The sequence below is a fragment of the Deinococcus carri genome, assembly GCF_039545055.1.
Classification (GTDB): domain Bacteria; phylum Deinococcota; class Deinococci; order Deinococcales; family Deinococcaceae; genus Deinococcus; species Deinococcus carri.
The window spans coordinates 1-19,261 of the sequence record NZ_BAABRP010000003.1; the positions used below are offsets into that span (position 1 = coordinate 1).

Sequence of the window (19,261 nt, forward strand, 5' to 3'; positions counted from 1 at the left end):
GTGATCTGGGGCTGTGTCGCTGGACTCGTCAACCTCCGCTGGAAACGCCGACTCCACCTGCCCACCCTCTGAAGGCAGAGGCCGGGCAGCGGGGCGACGTGCGCCGTCCCCCCGCTGCCCATTCAGCTACTGCGCAACGGGTCTTCAGGTCAACCCAGTTCTCAGGCCTGTTCCCGAACTGGCCTCATCCGGGCAGGCGCTGGGGGGTACGTTCGGCCCACCGCTGGTTTTCTATACTGCGGGCATGACTGGCGTGGCCGCCCTGACCCTCCCCGGTGCCGTCTTCGAGACGCGGCTGCGCGAGGTGCTGCGCTCGCGGGTGGAGTTTATCGAGCTGATCGGGGAAGACCTGGTGGCGGCGGGCGGTAAACGCGCGCGGCCTGCGGTGACCTTTCTGGCCGCGCAGACGCTCGGGCTGGAGGCCCAGGACACCCGCTGGAGTGCCGTGACCGACCTGGCCGTGTGCGTGGAGCTGCTGCACTCGGCCAGCCTGCTGCACGACGACCTGATCGACGACGCCGACACCCGCCGGGGCCAGCAGGCGGCCTTCCGGCGCTTCGGCAACGTCGTCAGCGTGATGAGCGGCGACTTCATGCTCTCGCGGCTGCTGACGCTGCTGGCCGGGCTGCCGCAGGGCGCGGCCCTGACCCGCGCCTTTGGGGAGGCGGCCTCCCAGATCTGCGAGGGTGAGGTGCTGCAATTCCAGGTTGCGGCCTACGCCGACTACGGCCTGAAGCAGTACCTGGACATCATCCACGGCAAGACGGCGGCACTACTGGAACTCGCCGCGAGTGCCCCGGCGCTGCTGCTGAACGCCCCGGCCCCGCAGCGGGAGGCACTGCTCACCTTCGGGCGCGAGTACGGCCTGGCCTTTCAGATGCAAGACGATCTGCTGGACCTGATGGGCGACGAGGCCACCCTCGGCAAGCCGGTGGGCGGCGACCTGCGCGAGGGCAAGGCCACCCTGCCCGTGCTGCACCTGCTGGACGGCCCGCACGGGGGCGAGGTCCGCGAGGTGCTCGAACGCCGCGCCGCCGGGCCGGGCGACGTGGCCCGCGTCCGCGAGCTGGCCCTGCTGGAGGGGGCCGCCGGGCGCACCCGGGGGGAGATTCACCGCCGCGCCCGCCTTGCTGTAGAGGCCCTGGAGGCCCTGCCTGCCTCCCCCGCCCGCGAGGCCCTGGCCGAGCTGCCCCGGCGCGAGATCGAACGCACCCGCTGAGGCCGTTCTTCCTCCCGGCCGTCCCGCCTGCCAGAACATCCCCAGCCACCCGGAAGCTGGCATTTGACAGGTCGGGTGGGGTCGCGCCATGTCTCTCCCGGGCTGGAAGCGGTTCAGGTTTTGCGCGTGTCTGTCGGCTCCCGTGGGGGTTGACGCTCCCGGGCGCGGGGGGCGTATCCTGCGCCGGGCGACCCGTCTGCCCATGCGTGTATGCTCGGGGGGTTCAGCCCCCCTGTTGATCCCGGCGGCCCCTCTGCGGACCGCCCCGCCTGTGCTGCACCCCCCGTACCGCCCCAAAGGAGACCGCGATGAGGGCATCAGGACTCAACTGGCAGGGCCTCATGGAGCAACTCCAGCAGGCGCTGCCGTACAGCGAGGTCAACGACCAGTCCCTCGCCTATTTCAAATACCCCAAACGCACCCTGAGCGTGAACCTGCCCGTCCGCATGGACGACGGCACGGTGCGCGTGTTCCGGGGCTACCGCACCGTTCACTCCACCGCGCGCGGCCCCAGCACCGGGGGCGTCCGCTTCACGCCCGGCCTGAATGCCCACGAGTGTGAGGTGCTGGCCGCCATCGTGACGCTCAAGGCCGCCGTGGCGGACCTGCCGCTGGGCGGCGCGAAGGGCGGCGTGGACGTGGACCCGCAGACCCTCAGCCCGCACGAGCTGGAAGGCCTGACCCGGCGCTACACCAGCGAACTGGTGGAACTGATCGGCCCCAGCGAGGACATCCTTTCGCCGGACGTGGGCACCGATCAGCAGGTCATGGCCTGGATTCTGGACGCCTACGGCGAGAACACCGGCTCCACGGCGGGCGGCATGGTCGTCGGCAAGCCGCTGCAACTGGGTGGCAGCTACGGCAGCAAGGATGCGCGGGGCCGCAGCGCCGCTCTGGTCACGGCGCGGGTGCTCGCGGAGCGCGGCGAGAGCCTGGAGCGTGCCCGCGTCGCCGTGTACGGCTTCGGGGACGTGGGACGCAAGGCCGCGCAGACCCTCGCCGCGCAGGGCGCGCTGGTGGTCGCGGTGTCGGACCAGAACGGCGCGACCTTTGACAGCAGCGGCCTGGACCTTGAGGCCCTCAGCGCGCACCGCGAGGCCCACGGCAGCGTGCAGGGCTTTGCCACCGACATCACCCCCACCGAGGTGATCGAACTCGACGTGGACGTGCTGATGCTCGCCTACGACTACGGCAGCGTGAATGCCGGCAACGCCCACGCGGTCCGCGCCCGCTACGTGGTCGAGGCCGCCAACCGCGCCGTGCTGCCCGAGGCCGAGCGCTTCCTGAAGGGCCAGGGCGTGACCATCCTGCCCGATCTGGTCGCCAGCATCGGCGGCCTGGTCGTCAACTACCTGGAATGGGTGCAGGACGCCAGCAACTTCTTCTGGACCGAGGCCGAGATCGAGCGCGCCATCGACCTGCGCGTGGACGCCGCCGTGAACACCGTGACCGCCTTCATGCGCACCCGCGACGTGGACATGCGCACCGCCGCCTACGCCATCGCCCTGACCCGCCTGCACGGGGCGGCGGTGATGCGCGGCGTGTATCCGTGAAGCGGTCAGCCCTCAGCAGTCAGCCACGGATGCTCTTGCTGAAAGCTGACGGCTGATAGCTGAAAGCTTCTCTCCTCACCCCACTGGAGGCTTCACCATGACCGCCACACAGGACCCGCAGAACCAGACGCCGGAGCAGAAGAAGCTCGGCCAGCACCAGATCCCCAGCTACCTCGACCCCAACAACATCGGCCCCTACGAGATTTTTCTGGAGCAGGTGGAGCGCGTCACGCCCTACCTGGGCAAGCTGGCGTACTGGGTCGAGACCCTCAAGCGGCCCAAGCGCATCCTGATCGTGGACGTGCCGATTCACCTCGACGACGGCACGGTCGCGCACTTCGAGGGCTACCGCGTGCAGCACAACACCTCGCGCGGCCCGGCCAAGGGCGGCGTGCGCTACCACCAGGACGTGACCCTCAGCGAAGTGATGGCGCTCTCGGCCTGGATGACCATCAAGAACGCCGCCGTGAACCTGCCCTACGGCGGCGGCAAGGGCGGTATCCGCATCGACCCGCGCAAGTATTCCGCCGGGGAACTCGAACGCCTCACCCGCCGCTACACCACCGAGATCGGCCTGATCATCGGGCCGGAAAAGGACATCCCCGCGCCCGACGTGAACACCAACCCGCAGACGATGGCGTGGATGATGGACACCTACTCCATGAACGTGGGCCGCACCGCGACCGGCGTGGTGACCGGCAAGCCTGTCTCGCTGGGCGGCTCGCTGGGCCGCAGCGACGCCACCGGGCGCGGCGTGTTCGTGACCGGCGCGGAGGCCCTGGGGAAACTGGGGCTGCCGCTCTCGGGCGCGCGCATCGCGGTGCAGGGCTTCGGCAACGTGGGCAACGCCGCCGCCCGCATCTTCCATGACCACGGCGCGAAGATCGTGGCGATTCAGGACGTGACGGGCACCATCGCCAGTGCCGCGGGCATCGACCCCTACGCCGCCGCCGACCACCTCGCCAAGACCGGCAAGATCACGGGCTTCCCCGGCAGCGAGGAGCTGAAGCGCGAGGAGTTCTGGACGGTGGACTGCGACGTGCTGATCCCCGCGGCGCTCGAAAAGCAGATCACCGAGGCGAATGCCGGGCAGATCAAGGCGAAACTGATCGTCGAGGGGGCCAACGGGCCGACCACGCCGCAGGCCGACGACATCCTGCGTGAGCGCGGCGTGACGGTGGTGCCGGACGTGCTGGCGAACGCGGGCGGCGTGACGGTCAGCTACTTCGAGTGGGTGCAGGACTTCTCCTCCTTCTTCTGGACCGAGGAGGAAATCAACAACCGCCTCGACCGCATCATGAGCGAGGCCTTCCTGAGCCTGTGGGACGTGAAGGAACGCCACGGCGTGACCCTGCGCACGGCGGCCTACATCGTCGCCTGCACCCGCGTGCTGGAGGCGCGGGCGCTGCGCGGGCTGTACCCGTAAAGCCGTCGGCGCTCAGCCGTCAGCAGCCAGCAAGAGCGGGAGCCTCTTCGGAGCGCTCCCGTTTTTTAGAGCATTTGACGTAAAGATGGCTGTTTTTTTTGACCCTCTCCCCTTGCGGGACTCGTAGAGCTGCGGAGCAGAGAGGGCCTTGCGAAGCAAGGGGAGAGGGGTTCTTTTTACGTCAAATGCTCTATGCCGTCTGGAGAAGGTATCTGGAGACCTCGGGGGGCAGGGGGTGCCTGGCCTGGGGACCCAGCCAGAGCGACATGTTCTGCGGTCGCCCGCCCACCCCGAGCGAACAGAGCGCCAGGGCGCTGAGCCGCTGGCGTCCGCGCAGGTAGCTCTGTAGGGCCTCGGGCCGCAACCCCGGAGCCGGACTGCCCGCACCGCCCGCAGGGGCGCGGTCCAGCAGCCGAATCGCCGTCGCCGCCAGGTCCCCACTCGCCACCTCCGGCGGCACGAAGACGGCGAGCAGGTTTCCCGCGCCGGGTGGAAGTTGCCCGATCTTTTCGCACACCACCCGCGCGAGCTTGAGTGCATTTCCGCCCGGGTCGCCTGCCTCCAGGAGCCGGAGCCGGGTGACCTCGACGTGAAACAGGGTGTGGGTTTTGAAGGTCACGCCGAGGTCGGGACCGCGCTGGCCCGTGGCGAGATAAGGCTCGTACAGCACGCTGAATCGCCGATCTTTCACCAGGAGCGCGGCAAAGGCGAGTTCCGCGAGCAGATCGCCCCGTTCCTCCTCCGAGGCGGCCAGCCGCACCTTCTTGCGAATCTTGGCCTCATGGGCCTGGGCGAAGGCGAGGAAGGGGCGCGAGTCCTGACACCACTGGCGCAGGAACGGGGCGAGGGAATGGTCCACCGCGCCGCAGAGGCCCCCCACAAGGTCGTCAACTCGTTTGTTCATGGCCCGTTCGGCCCCGCACCGTCAGACAGGCTCGCGCCCCTGGGCAGCCGCCGGAAGAGCACCCTGCGGACCATGCGCCGGGCTACCGGTCGTCGTCGTTGTCGCCGCCCGACTCGCCGCCGTTCGTCTCCTCGTAGAGGGCCGGGTCGTTGGCCCCGTAGTGCGAGGCGCTGGTGCCGTCCACGGCGGCGTCAAGCAGGTCGCTCTCCTCAGCGCTGGCGGGGGGCTGGTAGACCGGGTCGTCGTGGCTCACGCCGTCACTTTTCGTCTCGGTGTAGGGGCGGTCGGGCACATTCGAGGTCTTGTCGTCGCTCATGCCCCAGCTTCGCACGCGGCGCGGCGCGGCCCTCCCCATCCGGCTTAACGGCGCTTTAGGCTTGCCGGGGGCGGACCCCACGGGGCCATTGGTTCCGCGGCTTACAATGCCCCCCATGACCGACCTTCTGAGCGGCTGGCAGCCCGCGCCCGCGGGGTTCAAGCACGTGGTGAGCGTGTCGCTGGGGGGCAGCAAACGCAATGCCCGCGAGGAAATCAACGTGCTGGGCCAGCCCTTCGTGCTGGAGCGCATCGGCACCGACGGGGACGCGAGGAAGGCGGCGCAGCTCTTTCAGGCGCTCGACGGCCGGGTGGACGCCTTCGGGCTGGGGGGAGCCGACCTGTACGTCATCGCCGACCACAAGCGCTACACCTTCGGCAACATCCGCAAGCTGGTCGCCAACGCCAAGCTTACGCCCGTGCTGGACGGCAGCGGCCTCAAGAACACGCTGGAACGGGAAGCCGTGGCCCAGCTCGACCCGCTGCTGAACTGGCGCAGCCAGAAGGTGCTGATGGTGAGCGCGGTGGACCGCTTCGGCATGGCCGAGGCGCTGGCAAAGGCTGGAGCCGAGGTGGTGTACGGCGACATCGTCTTCGGCCTGAACCTGGACATTCCGCTGCGGAGCCTCGCGGCGCTGCGCCGGGTCGCCCACCTCGTGCTGCCCGTGATCACCAAGCTGCCGCAGGACTGGTTCTATCCCACCGGTGAGAAGCAGGAAACCAGCGTGCCGGGCAAGGGCACCCGCTACTACGCCTGGGCCGACGTGATCGCCGGCGACACCCATTACGCCAAGCGCTACGCCCCGCGCGACCTGGCCGGCAAGACCATCCTCACCCAGACCATCACCGAGGCCGACCGCGTCTGGATGAAGGAGCGCGGCGTCGCCCGCCTGGTCACCACCACCCCGCGCATCGGCAGCCGCAATTTCGCCACCAACGTGCTGGAGGCCTTTTTCGTGGCCCTCAGTGGCAAACGCGAGGCGCTCAGCGAGCAGGAATACCTGCACTACATCCGCGAGGTGGGGTTCAGGCCGGAAGTGAACGAGCTGTAGGGCGCTGCGCGCTGTCAGTGGGAAGTGGTGAGTGGGAAGTGGGAGCTTGCGCGGAGGCATTTGCCCTGGCTCCTCTTTTTCCACTGACCACTTCCCACTGACCACTCACCGCGCCCCCGCACAGCTACACTCCCTCCATGCAGACCCTCGTCGAGGCGATCCGGCAGCAGGGCGTGATTCTGCCCGGCGGCATTCTCAAGGTGGACGGGCTGGTCAACCACCAGCTTCTGCCCGGGCTGACGCGGGAGATGGGCGAGCGGTTTGCCGCGGGCTTTGCCCACCTGAACCCCAACAAGGTCGTGACCATCGAGGTGAGCGGCATCGCGCCCGCCCTCGCCACGGCGCTCGTCCTGAACGTGCCGCTGGTGTACGCCCGCAAGAAAAAGCCCATCACCATGCAGGAGCCGACCTTCACCGCGCAGTCCGTCAGCCGCACCAAGGGCGGGGCCGTGGACCTGTTCGTGAGCAGCGAATACCTGGGGCCGGGCGACCGGGTGATCGTCATCGACGACTTCCTGGCCTCGGGGGGCACGCTGCGGGCGCTGGCGGGCATCATCGCGCTGAGCGGGGCCGAACTCCTGGGCCTGGGCTGCGTGGTCGAGAAGGGCTTCGAGGACGGCCGCACAAGGCTGGCCGACCTGAACGTGCCCATCCTGACGCTAGCCAACATCGTCCGGATGAACGAGGCCGAGGGGATCGTGGTGGAGGCAGGGCACTGAGAAAGGGTCCAGCCGTCCGATGGCCGAACCGCCCAGGCTTTCCCGTGGTTCGGCGGTTCGACCTTTTGACCGTTCGACCCCCCGTAGGTCAGGCCCCGCTCGCTGGAAATCCCTTCAGGAAACGCCAAACGCCAGCGTGAGCATTCCTGAACCTGACGCTCAGATGAGGGGCAGGAAGGCTGTCTACGCTGAACGCAGGAAGGACGTGACCTGACGTGACCCAGCCGGACCCCCGCTCAGCCCTGATCCCCGACCAGAGCGCCCGCATGAACGTGGCGACCTACGCCACCTATCCCGAGGCCCAGCGCGCCGTGGATTACCTCAGCGACCAGCGGTTTCCGGTGGAGCGCATGGCGATTGTGGGCGAGGGCCTCCAGACCGTCGAGCAGGTGACGGGCCGCCTGGACTGGGGCCGCGCGGCGGGGCTGGGCTTCGGCCAGGGCCTGTTTCTGGGCCTGTTTATCGGGCTGCTGTTCGGGCTGCTCGGGCTGGGGGGCGGCAACATCCTGTACGCCGTCGCCTACGGCATGGTGATGGGCGCGATCACCGGGCTGGTGTGGGGCCTGGTGAGCTACGCGCTGAGCGGCGGGCGGCGCGACTTCACCTCCATCGGCGGGATGCGGGCCGAGCGTTACGTGATTCTGGCCGACGCCGACGTGGCCGAACAGGCGCGGACCCTGCTGTCCAACCTGCCGCCGCGCTGACCGCCAGGCCCAGCAGAGGTGTCCCCCCGCTGGGAACGCGGGCCGTCCAAACGGGCGTTTGGGTAGCATGGCCGCATGACACAACCGGCGGCCGAACTACAGGAACTGATCGCGGCGATGGAGCAGCGCCGCAGCAAGGTCGAGGCGGGCGGCGGCGAGGCGCGCCAGCAGAAGCAGCGCGAGGGCGGCAAGCTCACGGCCCGCGAACGTATCGAGAGGTTGCTCGACCCCGGCAGCTTTCTGGAACTCTCCACCTTCGTGGAACACGGGGCCAATCGCCTGATGGCGGGCGTGGAGGCCCCCGGCGAGGGCGTGGTGACGGGGCGCGGCACCATCGACGGGCGGCAGGTCTTCGTGTTCAGCCAGGACTTCACCGTGCTGGGCGGCTCTCTGGGCAAGATGAACGCCGCCAAGGTCACGAAGGTGATGGACCTCGCGGCCAAGACGGGTTGTCCGGTGATCGGCCTGAACGACTCGGCGGGCGCGCGCATTCAGGAGGGCGTGGATTCGCTGTCCGGCTACGGCGAGATTTTTTACCGCAACGCGATCTATTCGGGCAGCGTGCCGCAGATCAGCGCGATCCTGGGGCCGTGCGCGGGCGGCGCGGTGTATTCCCCCGCCCTGACCGACTTCATCCTGATGAGCCGGGGCAGCTCCTACATGTTCATCACCGGGCCGGAGGTCATCAAGAGTGTCACGCGCGAGGACGTGACCTTCGACCAGCTCGGCGGCGCGGACGTGCATACCCGCAAGTCCGGCGTGGCCCACCTGGAATACGACGGCGACGAGGCGGTGCTGGACGGCATCCGTGACCTGCTGAGTTACCTGCCGCAGAACGCGCGCGAGCAGCCGCCGGTGCGCGAATGCACCGACCCGGTCGGCCGCAGCAACGAACGCCTGCTCGACATCGTCACGCCCGACCAGCGCAAGCCCTATGCGATGCACGACGTGATTCACGAGCTGGTGGATGACGGCACGTTCCTGGAAATCCAGCCCGGCTGGGCCAGGAACATCCTCTGCGGCTTCGCGCGGCTGGACGGACAGAGCGTCGGCATCGTGGCGAACAATCCCAAGGTGATGGCGGGCACGCTGAATATCGACGCTTCGGACAAGGCCGCCCGCTTCATCCGCACCTGCGACTGCTACAACATCCCGATTCTGACACTAGTGGACGTGACCGGCTTCCTGCCGGGTGTGGCGCAGGAACACGCGGGCATCATCCGCCACGGCGCGAAGATGCTCTACGCCTACGCCGAGGCCACCGTTCCCAAGATCACGCTGATCACCCGCAAGAGCTACGGCGGCGCGTACCTTGCCATGAACAGCCGCGACATGGGCGCAGACGTGGTATACGCCTGGCCCACCGCCGCCGTCGCCGTGATGGGCGCGGAGGGAGCTGCCAACATCGTCTACCGCCGCGACATCCAGAACTCCGAGAACCCGGAAGCCACCCGCGCCGAGAAGATCGCGCAGTACAAGGAAACCTTCGACAACCCCTATGTGGCCGCCGCCAAGGGCTACATCGACGACGTGATCCCGATGGAAGACACCCGCCGCCGCCTGATCCAGACCTTTGCGATGCTGCGGGGCAAGGAGGAGGCGCGGCCCTTCAAGAAGCACGGGAATATCCCGCTGTAAAAATGCAGGCGCGGCGGAAACTTCTTCCCGCCGCGCCTGTAGGCCAGGGTCCAGGGTCCGCGCCTCAGCGCGCCCCGAAGTCCTGCACCCAGTAGGAACCGTAGGCCCCGCCCTGGGCGTAGCCGACGCCGAGTTCCCGGAAGCTGGGGTTCATGATGTTGCGGCAGTGGCCCTCGCTTGCCAGCCACCCGGCGACCACGCTCTCGGGGGTGGGCTGCCCGGCGGCGATGTTCTCCCCGATGGTGCGCCAGGTATAGCCGGTGGCCGTGATCCGCTGCGCCATCGTGCGGCCGTCCTGGCTGGTGTGGCTGAAGTAGTTCAGGGTTGCCATATCGGTCGCGTGGGCCTGCGCGGCCTGCTCCAGTTGGGCGCTGTAGGTGAGGGGTGTGGTCGCCGCAAAGCTGGTGCTGCCGCAGGTGCGCGCCTGGGCACGCGCCTGGTTAGTGAGGTCCAGCACGCGCTGCGCGAAGGCGCTGCTGCCGGTGCCGGGTGTGGGTGCAGGCGTCGGGGCGGGCGTAGGCGTGGTCGCCGGTGCGGTGACCGTCAGCGTGAAGTCGATGAAGGCCGAGGGGGAGCGGGTCAGCGCGGCGCGGACGGTCGCGTTCCCGGCCCCGCGTGCAGTCACCAGGCCGGACTGGCTCACGGTGGCGATACCCGCGTTGCTGGTCGTCCAGGTCAGTTCGCCGGGAAGCGGCGCACGTCCGCCGACCGTCACGTTGAGCTGGAGGGTCTGCCCGACTGTCAGCGTTCCGGCACTGGCCTGCGCCGTGAGGCCGGTGGACGTGGCGAGCGCGGGGGCGGCCTCGGTGGCCGTGGTGGCCGGAGGAGTCGCCCCGCAGGCCGCGAGGGTCAGCAGGCCGCCGACCAGAACCATCTGCTTGAATTGACGCATGAACGTCAGTAAACCCGACCGGGATGTCATGAGCGTGAGTTAAAGGTTCTCACATCTCACAAATTGGAAAGGCCGGAGTGAAAGGAAGAAAACGGCTCTCTGTGGATTTGACCACACTGACAATTCCCATCTTTCTCAATAAAGGAAGGGTGGTGTTGCAGCTCAGCCTTCCGGCAGAACTTCGGCAGACGGCTCCAGCAGATGAAAGGTCACGGCCACCTCATCGGCCAGGGAGAGGGGACTGGTATCTGGCAGGCTGGCCCCCAGGCTGCCACTCAGGGCGTGGGCGGCGTTGAGAAGCGGCGCATCGGCGGCGGGATCGAGGGTGCCCCAGAGGTGGGCCGCTCCTCCGCCCCCCGGCGTGGCCCGCCACAGCAGCGCCCCGACCGCCTCTCCCCCGGCGTAGGCCAGCAGCAGCGTGAAGGCCGGGTCGCCCTCCAGCCGCGCGGCCAGATGGCGGGCCAGCGCTCCCGCCCATTCCGGCGTCTCGTGCGCCTCGGTCAGAACGGCGACCCAGGCGGGCAGCGAGAGGCGCGACACCTGCTCCACCGTGATGAGGCCCGGCTCCGCCTGCGGGTGGTAGGTACCGACCCGCACGGCCCCGACCTCGGCACCCGGCAGCGGCACGATCGCGGCCACCAGCGCGGGCATCTCCTGCGCCTGATGCCAGGCGACCACCAGCGGCAGGCGGTCCGGGTCGGCGTCCGGCAGATATGTCGCGTTCAGCGCCAGCACGTTCACGCCGGGCGTATACAGGGTCACGGCCCCCCGAAAATCGCGCCGCACCGTCGAGAGCGGCTCGAAGTAGGTGATCAGCTCGGTCAGGGCCGGAGAGAGGGACATGAGGGCAGCGTAGCGGAAGGAGTGCTACCCGGATGCGTCTGGCAGGAACCCGGGAAAGAACAACGCCGCCTCACAGGGAAGGCGGCGCGTGGTGGTGACCCCAACGGGACTTGAACCCGTGTCTGCGCCTTGAGAGGGCGCTGTCCTGACCGCTAGACGATGGGGCCGTCCGGGGGTGAAGCTTCCGCGCGGGCGCGGCGTCAGGCAAGGGGAAATTTTAAGCGGGTCAGGCCAGGAAAGTCAAGCTCCGCCTATTCCAGATCGTCGTAATGGTGCAGCAGGGCCGCGTCCGGGTCGCCGCCGGGGTGGTGGTGCCGGGCGACCAGGCGGGCCACCTGGGGGCGGGCACCGGCACGGGCCAGCAGCTCCGCGCCCAGTTCCGGGTGGTAGGCCCGCACCGAGAGCGCCCCGACGGGCAGCAGCCGGGTCAGGCGGTTGGGCACCAGGCCGACCAGGACACGTTCGGCCACGTGGTAGGGGCGGATGCTCTTGCCGCAGTCGTGCAGCAGGGCGGCCGCGACCACCTCGGGCGCAGCGGCCGGGTGGTCGCGCAGCAGGTGCCGGGTCACGCGGCAGGCGTGTTCGCGGTCGCGGGGGTCCATCCCCAGGTAGACGTGGGCCTCCGCTGGGGTAAGCAGCGATATGGCCCAGGCATCGTCCGGGTGGGCATCCCGCGCCCTGAGACTGCGGGCCAGCCGCCGCACCTTGCCCGCGTAGCCGCGCGCCTTGCGGGCCAGCCGGGCAGCAGAGGTCAGGGAACGCACAGGCCCAGGATAAGGGCACAGGCGGTTCCCCTCCCCCGTCTTCCGGGCCAGCCCGCTCATACCAAATTGCGATGATTCCTTTGAATCATCCGAGCGGACTGGCACAGCTCCGCAGGAGAGCGAGTGGCAAAAAGGACGGGGTTGCGGCGATGGAACCGCCCAGTGTCCAGAGCCGCCTCTGGACACGCTTTCAGGGCGGGCAGGAACATCTGGCGCTTTCCCAGATGTCCGGGAATCAGAGCACTCCCGTATCAGTCGGCCGCCGCGTTGGTATCGCTCTCGAGTTCCAGGGCGGCCAGCGCGCGCTCGGCACTCATGGCCGCGCGGGTGCCCGCGCCCACGCTGGTGGCAAGCTGGCGGTACACGTAGTCCGACACGTCACCGGCAGCAAACAGCAGAGGCACGCTGGTGTAGATCTCGTCGGTGACCTCCACATAGCCGTCGGGGCGCAGTGTCACGGTGCCCTGCACGAACTCGGTATTCGGCACGTGCCCAATGAAGATGAACACGCCGTCGGTGGGAAAGTCGCTCGTCTCGCCGGTCTTGAGATTCTTCAGGCGCACACCCGTCACGTTGTCCGTGCCCTCAATCTCTTCAACGGCCGTGTCCCAGATGAACTTCATCTTGGGATTGGCAAAGGCGCGGGCCTGGGCCACCTTGTTGGCGCGCAGGGTGTCACGGCGGTGAATCAGCGTCACCTCGTCCGCGAACTTGGTCAGGAAGAGGCCCTCCTCGACCGCCGCGTCGCCGCCGCCCACCACGACCACCTTCTTGCCGCGGTAGAAGAACCCGTCACAGGTAGCGCAGGTGCTCACGCCCTTGCCCCAGAACTGCTCCTCGCCGGGCACGTTCAGGCGCTTGGGGTTCGCGCCCGTCGCCAGGATCACGCTCTTGGCGCGGTAGGTGCCGCCGTACCCGCGCACGGTGAAGACGTAGGGATGGTTCCCCGGCGCGGCCTCGATGGCCTCCACCTCCTCCATCTCGATGCGGGCACCGAACTTCTCGGCCTGCTGCACCATGCGCTGTGCGAGTTCCATCCCGTGAATCGGCTCGGGAAAGCCGGGGTAGTTCTCGACCTCCTCGGTCTGCGCGATCTGGCCGCCGGGCATCCCCTTTTCCAGCACCAGCGTGCTGAGGCTGGCGCGGCCGGTGTAGATGGCGGCGGTCAGTCCGGCGGGGCCGCCACCGACGATCACCACGTCGAAATCCTGGGCATTCTGAGAGGCGCTGGTCATGAAAGAAGCGTACCACCGGGCACATTCGGGGATGGTCAGACGGGCACACTTTGTTTTTTAAAGCAAAGAGGAGTTCAGGCACAACAGGGGCCGTACCCACCGGAGCAGGCCCAGAGGACGAGCAAAAGAAAGCACCCCACATTGCTGCGGGGTGCTTTTCCTGTTTGGCTGGGGCACAAGGACTCGAACCTTGATTAACGGTGCCAGAAACCGACGTCCTGCCATTAGACGATGCCCCAAAGCCTGCTCTGGCTGCCCCCACCGCTGCGGTGGTGAGCGTGAGGGAGTATAGCCGCCTCTTTGCGCCCCGTCAACCGGCCCCCCGCTCTGGAAGCGTTGCTGCCCGGGCGGGCAGTTTGTCTCGACATCGAATGGACCGCGTTCAAACCGCCCTTGCCCCCCCCAACGGGCGGTGCTACACTGAGGCGTTTCCGCGCTAGAGCGCAGGTTACGTGGTGCCCGCCCGGCAAGGGTGGCGCACCCAGGAGGACAGGAGTTCATGGAAGACCAGACCCAGACCCCCGCCGCAGAGGGCGGGACCACTCAGCCCATGCCGGGCACCGAGCAGACCAGCACCGAGGCGCAGGGCACCCAGGAAACTCAGGGGACCCAGCAGGCTCAGGCCGCCAGCAGCACCCCGGCCAGCACCACGCCCGCCAGCACGGACGAGCGCGAGTACCCGGCCATGACCATGGAAGACGTGCTCGCCAGCGAGGCGACCGAGCACCAGTCGGTCAGCCGCGGCGACATCGTGGATGGCACCGTCGTGTTTATCGGCAACGAGGGCATCGCGGTGGACGTCGGCGCGAAGGTGGAGGGCGTCATTCCCCTCAACCAGATCGGCGACGAACCCGTCACGCTGGAGCAGGCCCAGGAGCTGTACAAGCCCGGTGACAAGATCGAGGCGTACGTCGTGCGGGTCGACCTGGCGAACAACCAGATCGTCCTCTCCAAGAAGCGGGCCGACCAGGACAAGGGCTGGCGCGTGCTGGAGCGGATGCAGGAGAACGACGAGGCCTTCGAGGTCGAGGTGCTGGAGAAGGTGCGCGGCGGTCTCGTGGCGCAGGTCGAGGGCATCCGGGCGTTCCTGCCCGCTTCCCAGGTGGACACCCGCCGGGTGAACGAGCTGGACCCCTACGTGGGCAAGCCGCTGATGGTCAAGCTGATCGAGCTGAACCGCAAGCGCAACCGCGTGATCATCAGCCACCGCGCCATCATGGAGGCCCAGAAGGCCCAGGCGCGCGAGCAGACCATCGGCAAGCTGGTGCCCGGCGCGCAGTTCGAGGGTGAAGTCGTCGAGATCACCGATTTCGGCGTGTTCGTGAACCTGGGCGGCATCGACGGCCTGGTGCACCGCAGCGAGCTGACCTTCGGGCGCTTCAACCACCCCCGCGACGTGGTGAAGGTGGGCGACAAGGTGCAGGTGCAGGTGATCGACGTGGACGAGGGCCGCGAGCGCATCAACCTCTCCATGAAGTCGCTGACCGAGGATCCCTGGGAAGGTGCGGTCGAGAAGTACCACATCGGCCAGCGCGTCAAGGGCAAGGTCACGAACCTCACCAACTTCGGCGCGTTCGTGGAACTGGAACCCGGCCTGGAAGGACTGGTCCACGTCAGCGAGATGAGCTGGACCAAGCGCGTGCGTCATCCCAACGAGGTGCTCAAGGAAGGCGACGAGGTCGAAGCCGTCATCCTGCGCATCGACCCCAAGGACCGGCGCATCAGCCTGGGCATTCGTCAGACCACGGATGATCCCTGGAGCGCGCTGCCTGACCGCTACCCGCCCGGCACGCCCGTCAAGGGCAAGATCACCGGCATGACCGACTTCGGCGTCTTCATGGAGATCGAGGAGGGCATTGAGGGCCTGATTCACATCAGCGAACTCGACACGCAGCGCGTGAACAACCCCGCCGACCTCTTCAAGAAGGGCGACGAGATCGAGGCCGTGATCCTGAACATCGACCCCGTGGAGCAGCGCGCGAGCCTCTCGCGTCGCCGCGCCCTCGGCGGCGGTGGCCCGGTGCGCGACTATGTCAGCCAGGGCGGCGGCGCGCGCAGCGACCGCTACAGCGGCGGCCAGGGCGGCGGAAGCCGCAGCGGCGGGCGCGGTGGCCGCGGCGGCGGGGCCGACTACAACTACAACGCCAAGGACGCCAGCCAGGGCGGCAAGATCAGCACGAAGCTGGGCGACGTGTACGCCGACCTCTTCGCGCAGTTCGGCCTCGGCTCGGACAAGAAGGACCAGGGCGAAAGCACCGAGAACACGGAAAAGCAGGGCGAATAAGCCCCTGCTGAGGGGAGGGGGCCTGCCGGGAGCGATCCGGGCAGGCCCCCTCCCCTTTTCTGCTTCCGGGGTAGGCTGCCCCCATGACAGCCTTCACCTGGGGGATTCTCGGCGCGGCCCGGATCGCGCGGGCACTTATTCCGGCCATTCGCGCGGCGGGCGGCGAGGTGTCGGTGCTGGGCGTGCGCGACCCACACTCCGAACGGGCGCGCGCCTTTGCCGCCGACTGGAGCATTCCCCAGGTCGGCACGTATGCCGACGTGATCGCCTCGGACGTACAGGCGGTCTACAACCCTCTGCCGAACGACGCCCACCTCCCCTGGACGCAGGCCGCCCTGCGTTCGGGCAAGCACGCCCTGACCGAGAAGCCGCTGAGCCTGAATGCGGGCGAGGCGCAACTTCTGGCGGAAACGGCGGCAGAAACGGGCCGGGTGCTGCTGGAAGCCTTCGCCTACCACTTTCAGCCGCATGTGCTGCGGGTGCGGGAAATCGTGGCGAGCGGGGAGCTGGGGGAGGTGCGGGCCTACCGGGGGGCCTTCGGCTTTCCGCTCACGCGCCCCGACGACTTTCGCTGGGACGCGGCCAGGGGGGGCGGCGCGCTATACGACGTGGGCTGCTACGCGGTGAACCTCGCCCGGCTGCTGCTGGGGGAGCCGGACCACGTGACCGCGCAGGCCCGCTGGACGGCGGGGGGTGTGGACATGGGGCTGAGCGGCACGTTGCACTTCGGGGAGGCCCTGGCGAGCATCGACTGTGCCTTCGACTGGGGAGCCACGCCCACGCAACGCCTGACGGTGGTGGGTACGGCGGGCAGCCTCGACATGGCCGGGGTCTTTCGCAGCCAGACCGACGAGCCGCTGACCCTGCGGGTGCGGGCGGCGCAGGGCGAGCGCACCGAAACCTTTCCCCCGCACGACGGCTACGCCGCGATGGTCGCCCACTTCCAGCAGGCCGCGCGGGGGGAGGAGGCCCTCCTCTATCCCCCGCAGGACGCGGTGCGGCAGGCGCGGGTGCTCGACGCGCTGTTCGAGGCAGCGCGGGAGGGGCAGCGGGTAGCGGTCGCGGGCTGAGGTTCAGGGCAGCGGCCAGCGCACCGTGCCGAGCTGGTCGGTGCGCCAAACCTTCGCGCCCGCCTCCCCGATGCGTTTCAGCATGTCGGGGTGGGGGTGGCCGTAGGTGTTGCGGCCCACGCTGATCAGCACGTCGTGGGGCGTGGTTTCCCTCAGCAGCGCCTCGCCCGTGCTGTGGCGGCTGCCGTGGTGCGCGGCCTTGAGCAGGTCGAGGTCGCCCACGCCAATCAGCGCTTCGGCGGGGTCGGGCAGGTCGCCCAGCAGGGCCGTGCGGAAGCCACGCGACTCCACCCGGAGGGCGACACTGTTGTCATTGTCCTCGGTACTCCAGACCCGGCCCGCGGGCCACAGCACGGTGAGGGTCACGCCATCTGCCGTCACCTGGTCGCCGCGCCGCACCTCGCGCACGGGCACGCCCTGCTGGCGGGCAGTGGTCAGCAGTTCGGAGAGCACCGGGTCGTCCGCCTTGCGCTGGCCGATCCACAGTTCGCCCACAGGAAGGGCACGCAGCACCGCCGACAGTCCCTCGATATGGTCGGTATCGGCGTGCGTGGCGACGACCACGTTCAGTGCCCGAACACCCAGGGCACGCAGGGCGGGGACGACGGTGCGGCCGCCCACGTCATAGTCCGAACCGACCGAGCCGCCGCCGTCCACCAGCAGATTCAGCCCCCGCGCCCGGACCAGCGTGCTGTCGCCCTGGCCCACATCCAGAAAGACCAGTTCGCGGGTGGGCCGCAGCACGCCGGGGAGCCAGGTCAGGAGGGCACAGGCGAGCAGGGTGCCCAGCAGAGTAGGCGCACACACGCGGCCACGCAGCCACAGCACCCCGGCGAGCGCCGCCACACCATAGGCCACCAATCCCGCCGCGCCCACCGTGCCCCAGGTCAGAACAGGCGCACGGCCGAACAGTTCCACCACGCCCAGCAGCAGCGAGGACAGCAGACCGGTGAGCGGGTTGACCGCTGCCGCCAGCGGCCCCAGCAACCCCGCCACGAAGCCCAGCGGCACCAGCGCGGCCATCAGCACGCCCGCGAGCAGGTTGGCGGGCAGGCCCACCAGCGGAATCTGCCCGAAAGTCCCGGCGATAACGGGCAGCGTGGCGAGTTCGGCCAGCACGGTCGCGGCCAGCGCCAGCCGCAGCCAGGCGGGCCAGCGCGCGGGCAGACGCCCGGCCAGGCGGCCCGACAGCGTGAGGCCCAGCACCGCCAGGAACGAGAGCTGAAACCCCACGTCCAGCAGCCACAGCGGAAAGGGCAGCAGGCAGGCCACGGCGGCCAGCGCGATGACGCCGTAAGGGTCCGGCCGCCCCCGGCCCAGCGCGGCGGCCAGCAAAACGGCCCCGCCCATCAAGACCGCCCGGGTGATGCTGGGAGACACCCCGACGAGCAGCAGGTAAGGCGCGAGGAACAGCAGCGCGCCCGCATACCGCCAGCCCAGCGGCAGCCGCAGCCACATCAGCAGCCAGACCACCACGCCCGTCAGCAGCGCCACGTTCTGCCCGCTGAGGGCCATCAGGTGCGAGAGGCCCGAGCGGGCAAAGGCATCGCGGACGCTGTACCCCTCGGCGAACTCCTCGCGGCCGATGTCGGCCCGGTCCCCGAGTTCGACGGCCTGCATCAGCGCGGCCTGACGCGGCCCCAGCCCCGCGGTCAGGCCCCGGCGAAACCAGCCGCGCATCCCGCCTTCCGGGGTGTGCCCCCGCACGCGCGCCGCGACCAGCACCGTCGTGGGCGTCGGCACGAGCAGTCCGCCCTGCCCCCGCAGCCACGCCGCCTGGTCGAAGCCGCCCGGCACCCGCCGCCCCGAGGGCCGGACCAGACGACCGCTGACGACCAGCCGCCCCGGCGATACGGGAGGTTTCGGGGAGAGGGCCACCCGCGCGGGCGGCTCGGTCAGCCTCAGGAACTGGCCGTCCCAGTCGCCCCGCAGCGTGACCTGTGCCCCCACCCAGGGCGTCATGGGGTCGGGACGCGCCGCGTTCAGCCGCTCCGCCCCGAACCCCAGCCCCGCCCCCAGCAGGGCGAGCAACAGCAGGGCAAATCTCCCATCCAGCACGGGAAGCAGCGCCCCCGCCAGCACCACCAGGCCGCCCCACCACATCCCCAGCCCCAGCAGAATGCCGCCCATCACCCCGAACGCGAGCGGGACGGGCCAGGCCAGGCGTCCGGCAGTCCCTGGCAGTTCATAGGGCACTGGAGCGGGAGCTACCTGCACGGCAGAAACGCTGTGCCGCCCACCCATCAAAAGGTCACGAGGGGAGCCAGGGCCGCGAGGGTGGAGGGGCCGACCCCCTTCACGCGGTCGAGGTCGGCGAGGCTGCGGTAGGGCCGCCCCGCCACGATGCGGGCGGCGAGGGAGGGGCCGACCTTCGGCAGGGCTTCGAGCTGCTCCAGGCTGGCCGAATTGAGATTGACCCTCCCCGAAATGAGCGGCTGCACGCTCGCGGTGGTGGGGTACTCGGGCGCGGCGGCCTGGGCCTGCCTGGGCGGCGGCAGGTCCACCCGCGTGACGGTCGGCACCCGTGGGGCCGGATGGAGAACAGGGCCGAGCGTCAGGAACGCGACTGTCAGCAGGCCACTGGCCAGGACCCCCGTCCAGACCCGTTCGGAAGAAACCACCGGGCAAGTCTAGGCCGGGCCG

General features: G+C 69.1%; 17 protein-coding genes and 2 tRNA genes. 9 read left to right on the forward strand and 10 right to left on the reverse strand.

The window, feature by feature from the left end; translation table 11 throughout:
• The first annotated feature begins 244 nt into the window (after window positions 1-244).
• From ABEA67_RS06265 to ABEA67_RS06275, 3 genes are all read left to right on the forward strand, one after another.
• Window positions 245-1,219: a polyprenyl synthetase family protein gene (locus ABEA67_RS06265; RefSeq protein ID WP_345462594.1), complete on the forward strand. Its 975-nt coding sequence runs from the start codon at window positions 245-247 to the stop codon at window positions 1,217-1,219.
• A gap of 308 nt (window positions 1,220-1,527) precedes the next feature.
• Window positions 1,528-2,772, forward strand: coding sequence for a Glu/Leu/Phe/Val family dehydrogenase (locus ABEA67_RS06270; protein ID WP_345462597.1), 1,245 nt, complete (start codon window positions 1,528-1,530; stop codon window positions 2,770-2,772).
• A gap of 97 nt (window positions 2,773-2,869) precedes the next feature.
• Window positions 2,870-4,198, forward strand: a complete 1,329-nt coding sequence (locus ABEA67_RS06275) for a Glu/Leu/Phe/Val family dehydrogenase (RefSeq protein ID WP_345462600.1) — start codon at window positions 2,870-2,872, stop codon at window positions 4,196-4,198.
• A gap of 190 nt (window positions 4,199-4,388) precedes the next feature.
• Here the strand turns inward: ABEA67_RS06275 and ABEA67_RS06280 are convergent, their stop codons facing one another.
• Both ABEA67_RS06280 and ABEA67_RS06285 read right to left on the reverse strand, forming a co-directional pair.
• Entirely contained in the window at window positions 4,389-5,102 is a 714-nt protein-coding gene (locus ABEA67_RS06280) for a hypothetical protein (RefSeq protein WP_345462603.1), read from the reverse strand.
• An 82-nt stretch (window positions 5,103-5,184) separates the two neighbouring features.
• The gene (locus ABEA67_RS06285) at window positions 5,185-5,418 is read right to left on the reverse strand and encodes a hypothetical protein (RefSeq protein WP_345462606.1); all 234 of its coding nucleotides are present in this window, start codon (window positions 5,416-5,418) and stop codon (window positions 5,185-5,187) included.
• 115 nt (window positions 5,419-5,533) lie between these two features.
• Here ABEA67_RS06285 and ABEA67_RS06290 point away from each other — a divergent pair, with 115 nt between their 5' ends.
• From ABEA67_RS06290 to ABEA67_RS06305, 4 genes are all read left to right on the forward strand, one after another.
• The gene (locus ABEA67_RS06290) at window positions 5,534-6,469 is read left to right on the forward strand and encodes a quinate 5-dehydrogenase (RefSeq protein ID WP_345462609.1); all 936 of its coding nucleotides are present in this window, start codon (window positions 5,534-5,536) and stop codon (window positions 6,467-6,469) included.
• A 137-nt stretch (window positions 6,470-6,606) separates the two neighbouring features.
• Window positions 6,607-7,188, forward strand: a complete 582-nt coding sequence (gene xpt, locus ABEA67_RS06295) for a xanthine phosphoribosyltransferase (RefSeq protein ID WP_345462611.1) — start codon at window positions 6,607-6,609, stop codon at window positions 7,186-7,188.
• 215 nt (window positions 7,189-7,403) lie between these two features.
• Window positions 7,404-7,892, forward strand: a complete 489-nt coding sequence (locus ABEA67_RS06300; RefSeq protein WP_345462613.1) for a YflT domain-containing protein — start codon at window positions 7,404-7,406, stop codon at window positions 7,890-7,892.
• 75 nt (window positions 7,893-7,967) lie between these two features.
• Window positions 7,968-9,530 (forward strand): acyl-CoA carboxylase subunit beta, encoded by a 1,563-nt coding sequence (locus ABEA67_RS06305; protein ID WP_345462616.1) that lies wholly within the window; start codon window positions 7,968-7,970, stop codon window positions 9,528-9,530.
• A 64-nt stretch (window positions 9,531-9,594) separates the two neighbouring features.
• Here ABEA67_RS06305 and ABEA67_RS06310 read toward each other — a convergent pair whose 3' ends face one another.
• The 6 genes from ABEA67_RS06310 to ABEA67_RS06335 all read right to left on the reverse strand — a co-directional run bounded on the left by ABEA67_RS06310 (window position 9,595) and on the right by ABEA67_RS06335 (window position 13,503).
• Window positions 9,595-10,422, reverse strand: coding sequence for a CAP domain-containing protein (locus ABEA67_RS06310; RefSeq protein WP_345462619.1), 828 nt, complete (start codon window positions 10,420-10,422; stop codon window positions 9,595-9,597).
• A 162-nt stretch (window positions 10,423-10,584) separates the two neighbouring features.
• Window positions 10,585-11,265 (reverse strand): hypothetical protein, encoded by a 681-nt coding sequence (locus ABEA67_RS06315; protein ID WP_345462622.1) that lies wholly within the window; start codon window positions 11,263-11,265, stop codon window positions 10,585-10,587.
• Window positions 11,266-11,357: 92 nt separating this feature from the next.
• Window positions 11,358-11,432: transfer RNA gene (locus ABEA67_RS06320), tRNA-Glu, on the reverse strand.
• A gap of 84 nt (window positions 11,433-11,516) precedes the next feature.
• Window positions 11,517-12,029 carry an HDIG domain-containing metalloprotein gene (locus ABEA67_RS06325; protein WP_345462625.1) on the reverse strand — a complete coding sequence of 171 codons (513 nt, stop codon included), beginning with the start codon at window positions 12,027-12,029 and terminating at the stop codon, window positions 11,517-11,519.
• Between the two features lie 251 nt (window positions 12,030-12,280).
• Window positions 12,281-13,264, reverse strand: a complete 984-nt coding sequence (gene trxB / locus ABEA67_RS06330) for a thioredoxin-disulfide reductase (protein ID WP_345462628.1) — start codon at window positions 13,262-13,264, stop codon at window positions 12,281-12,283.
• 165 nt (window positions 13,265-13,429) lie between these two features.
• Window positions 13,430-13,503: transfer RNA gene (locus ABEA67_RS06335), tRNA-Gln, on the reverse strand.
• Between the two features lie 260 nt (window positions 13,504-13,763).
• Here ABEA67_RS06335 and ABEA67_RS06340 point away from each other — a divergent pair.
• Both ABEA67_RS06340 and ABEA67_RS06345 read left to right on the forward strand, forming a co-directional pair.
• Window positions 13,764-15,548: a 30S ribosomal protein S1 gene (locus ABEA67_RS06340; protein ID WP_345462631.1), complete on the forward strand. Its 1,785-nt coding sequence runs from the start codon at window positions 13,764-13,766 to the stop codon at window positions 15,546-15,548.
• 83 nt (window positions 15,549-15,631) lie between these two features.
• Window positions 15,632-16,618, forward strand: coding sequence for a Gfo/Idh/MocA family protein (locus tag ABEA67_RS06345; protein WP_345462634.1), 987 nt, complete (start codon window positions 15,632-15,634; stop codon window positions 16,616-16,618).
• 3 nt (window positions 16,619-16,621) lie between these two features.
• On the opposite strand, the gene ABEA67_RS06350 is transcribed toward ABEA67_RS06345, so the two are convergent.
• Window positions 16,622-18,862 (reverse strand): DNA internalization-related competence protein ComEC/Rec2, encoded by a 2,241-nt coding sequence (locus tag ABEA67_RS06350; RefSeq protein WP_425557159.1) that lies wholly within the window; start codon window positions 18,860-18,862, stop codon window positions 16,622-16,624.
• The gene (locus ABEA67_RS06355; RefSeq protein ID WP_345462637.1) at window positions 18,862-19,239 is read right to left on the reverse strand and encodes a ComEA family DNA-binding protein; all 378 of its coding nucleotides are present in this window, start codon (window positions 19,237-19,239) and stop codon (window positions 18,862-18,864) included. The genes ABEA67_RS06350 and ABEA67_RS06355 overlap by 1 nt, the downstream gene beginning before the upstream one ends.
• Between the last annotated feature and the right edge of the window lie 22 nt (window positions 19,240-19,261).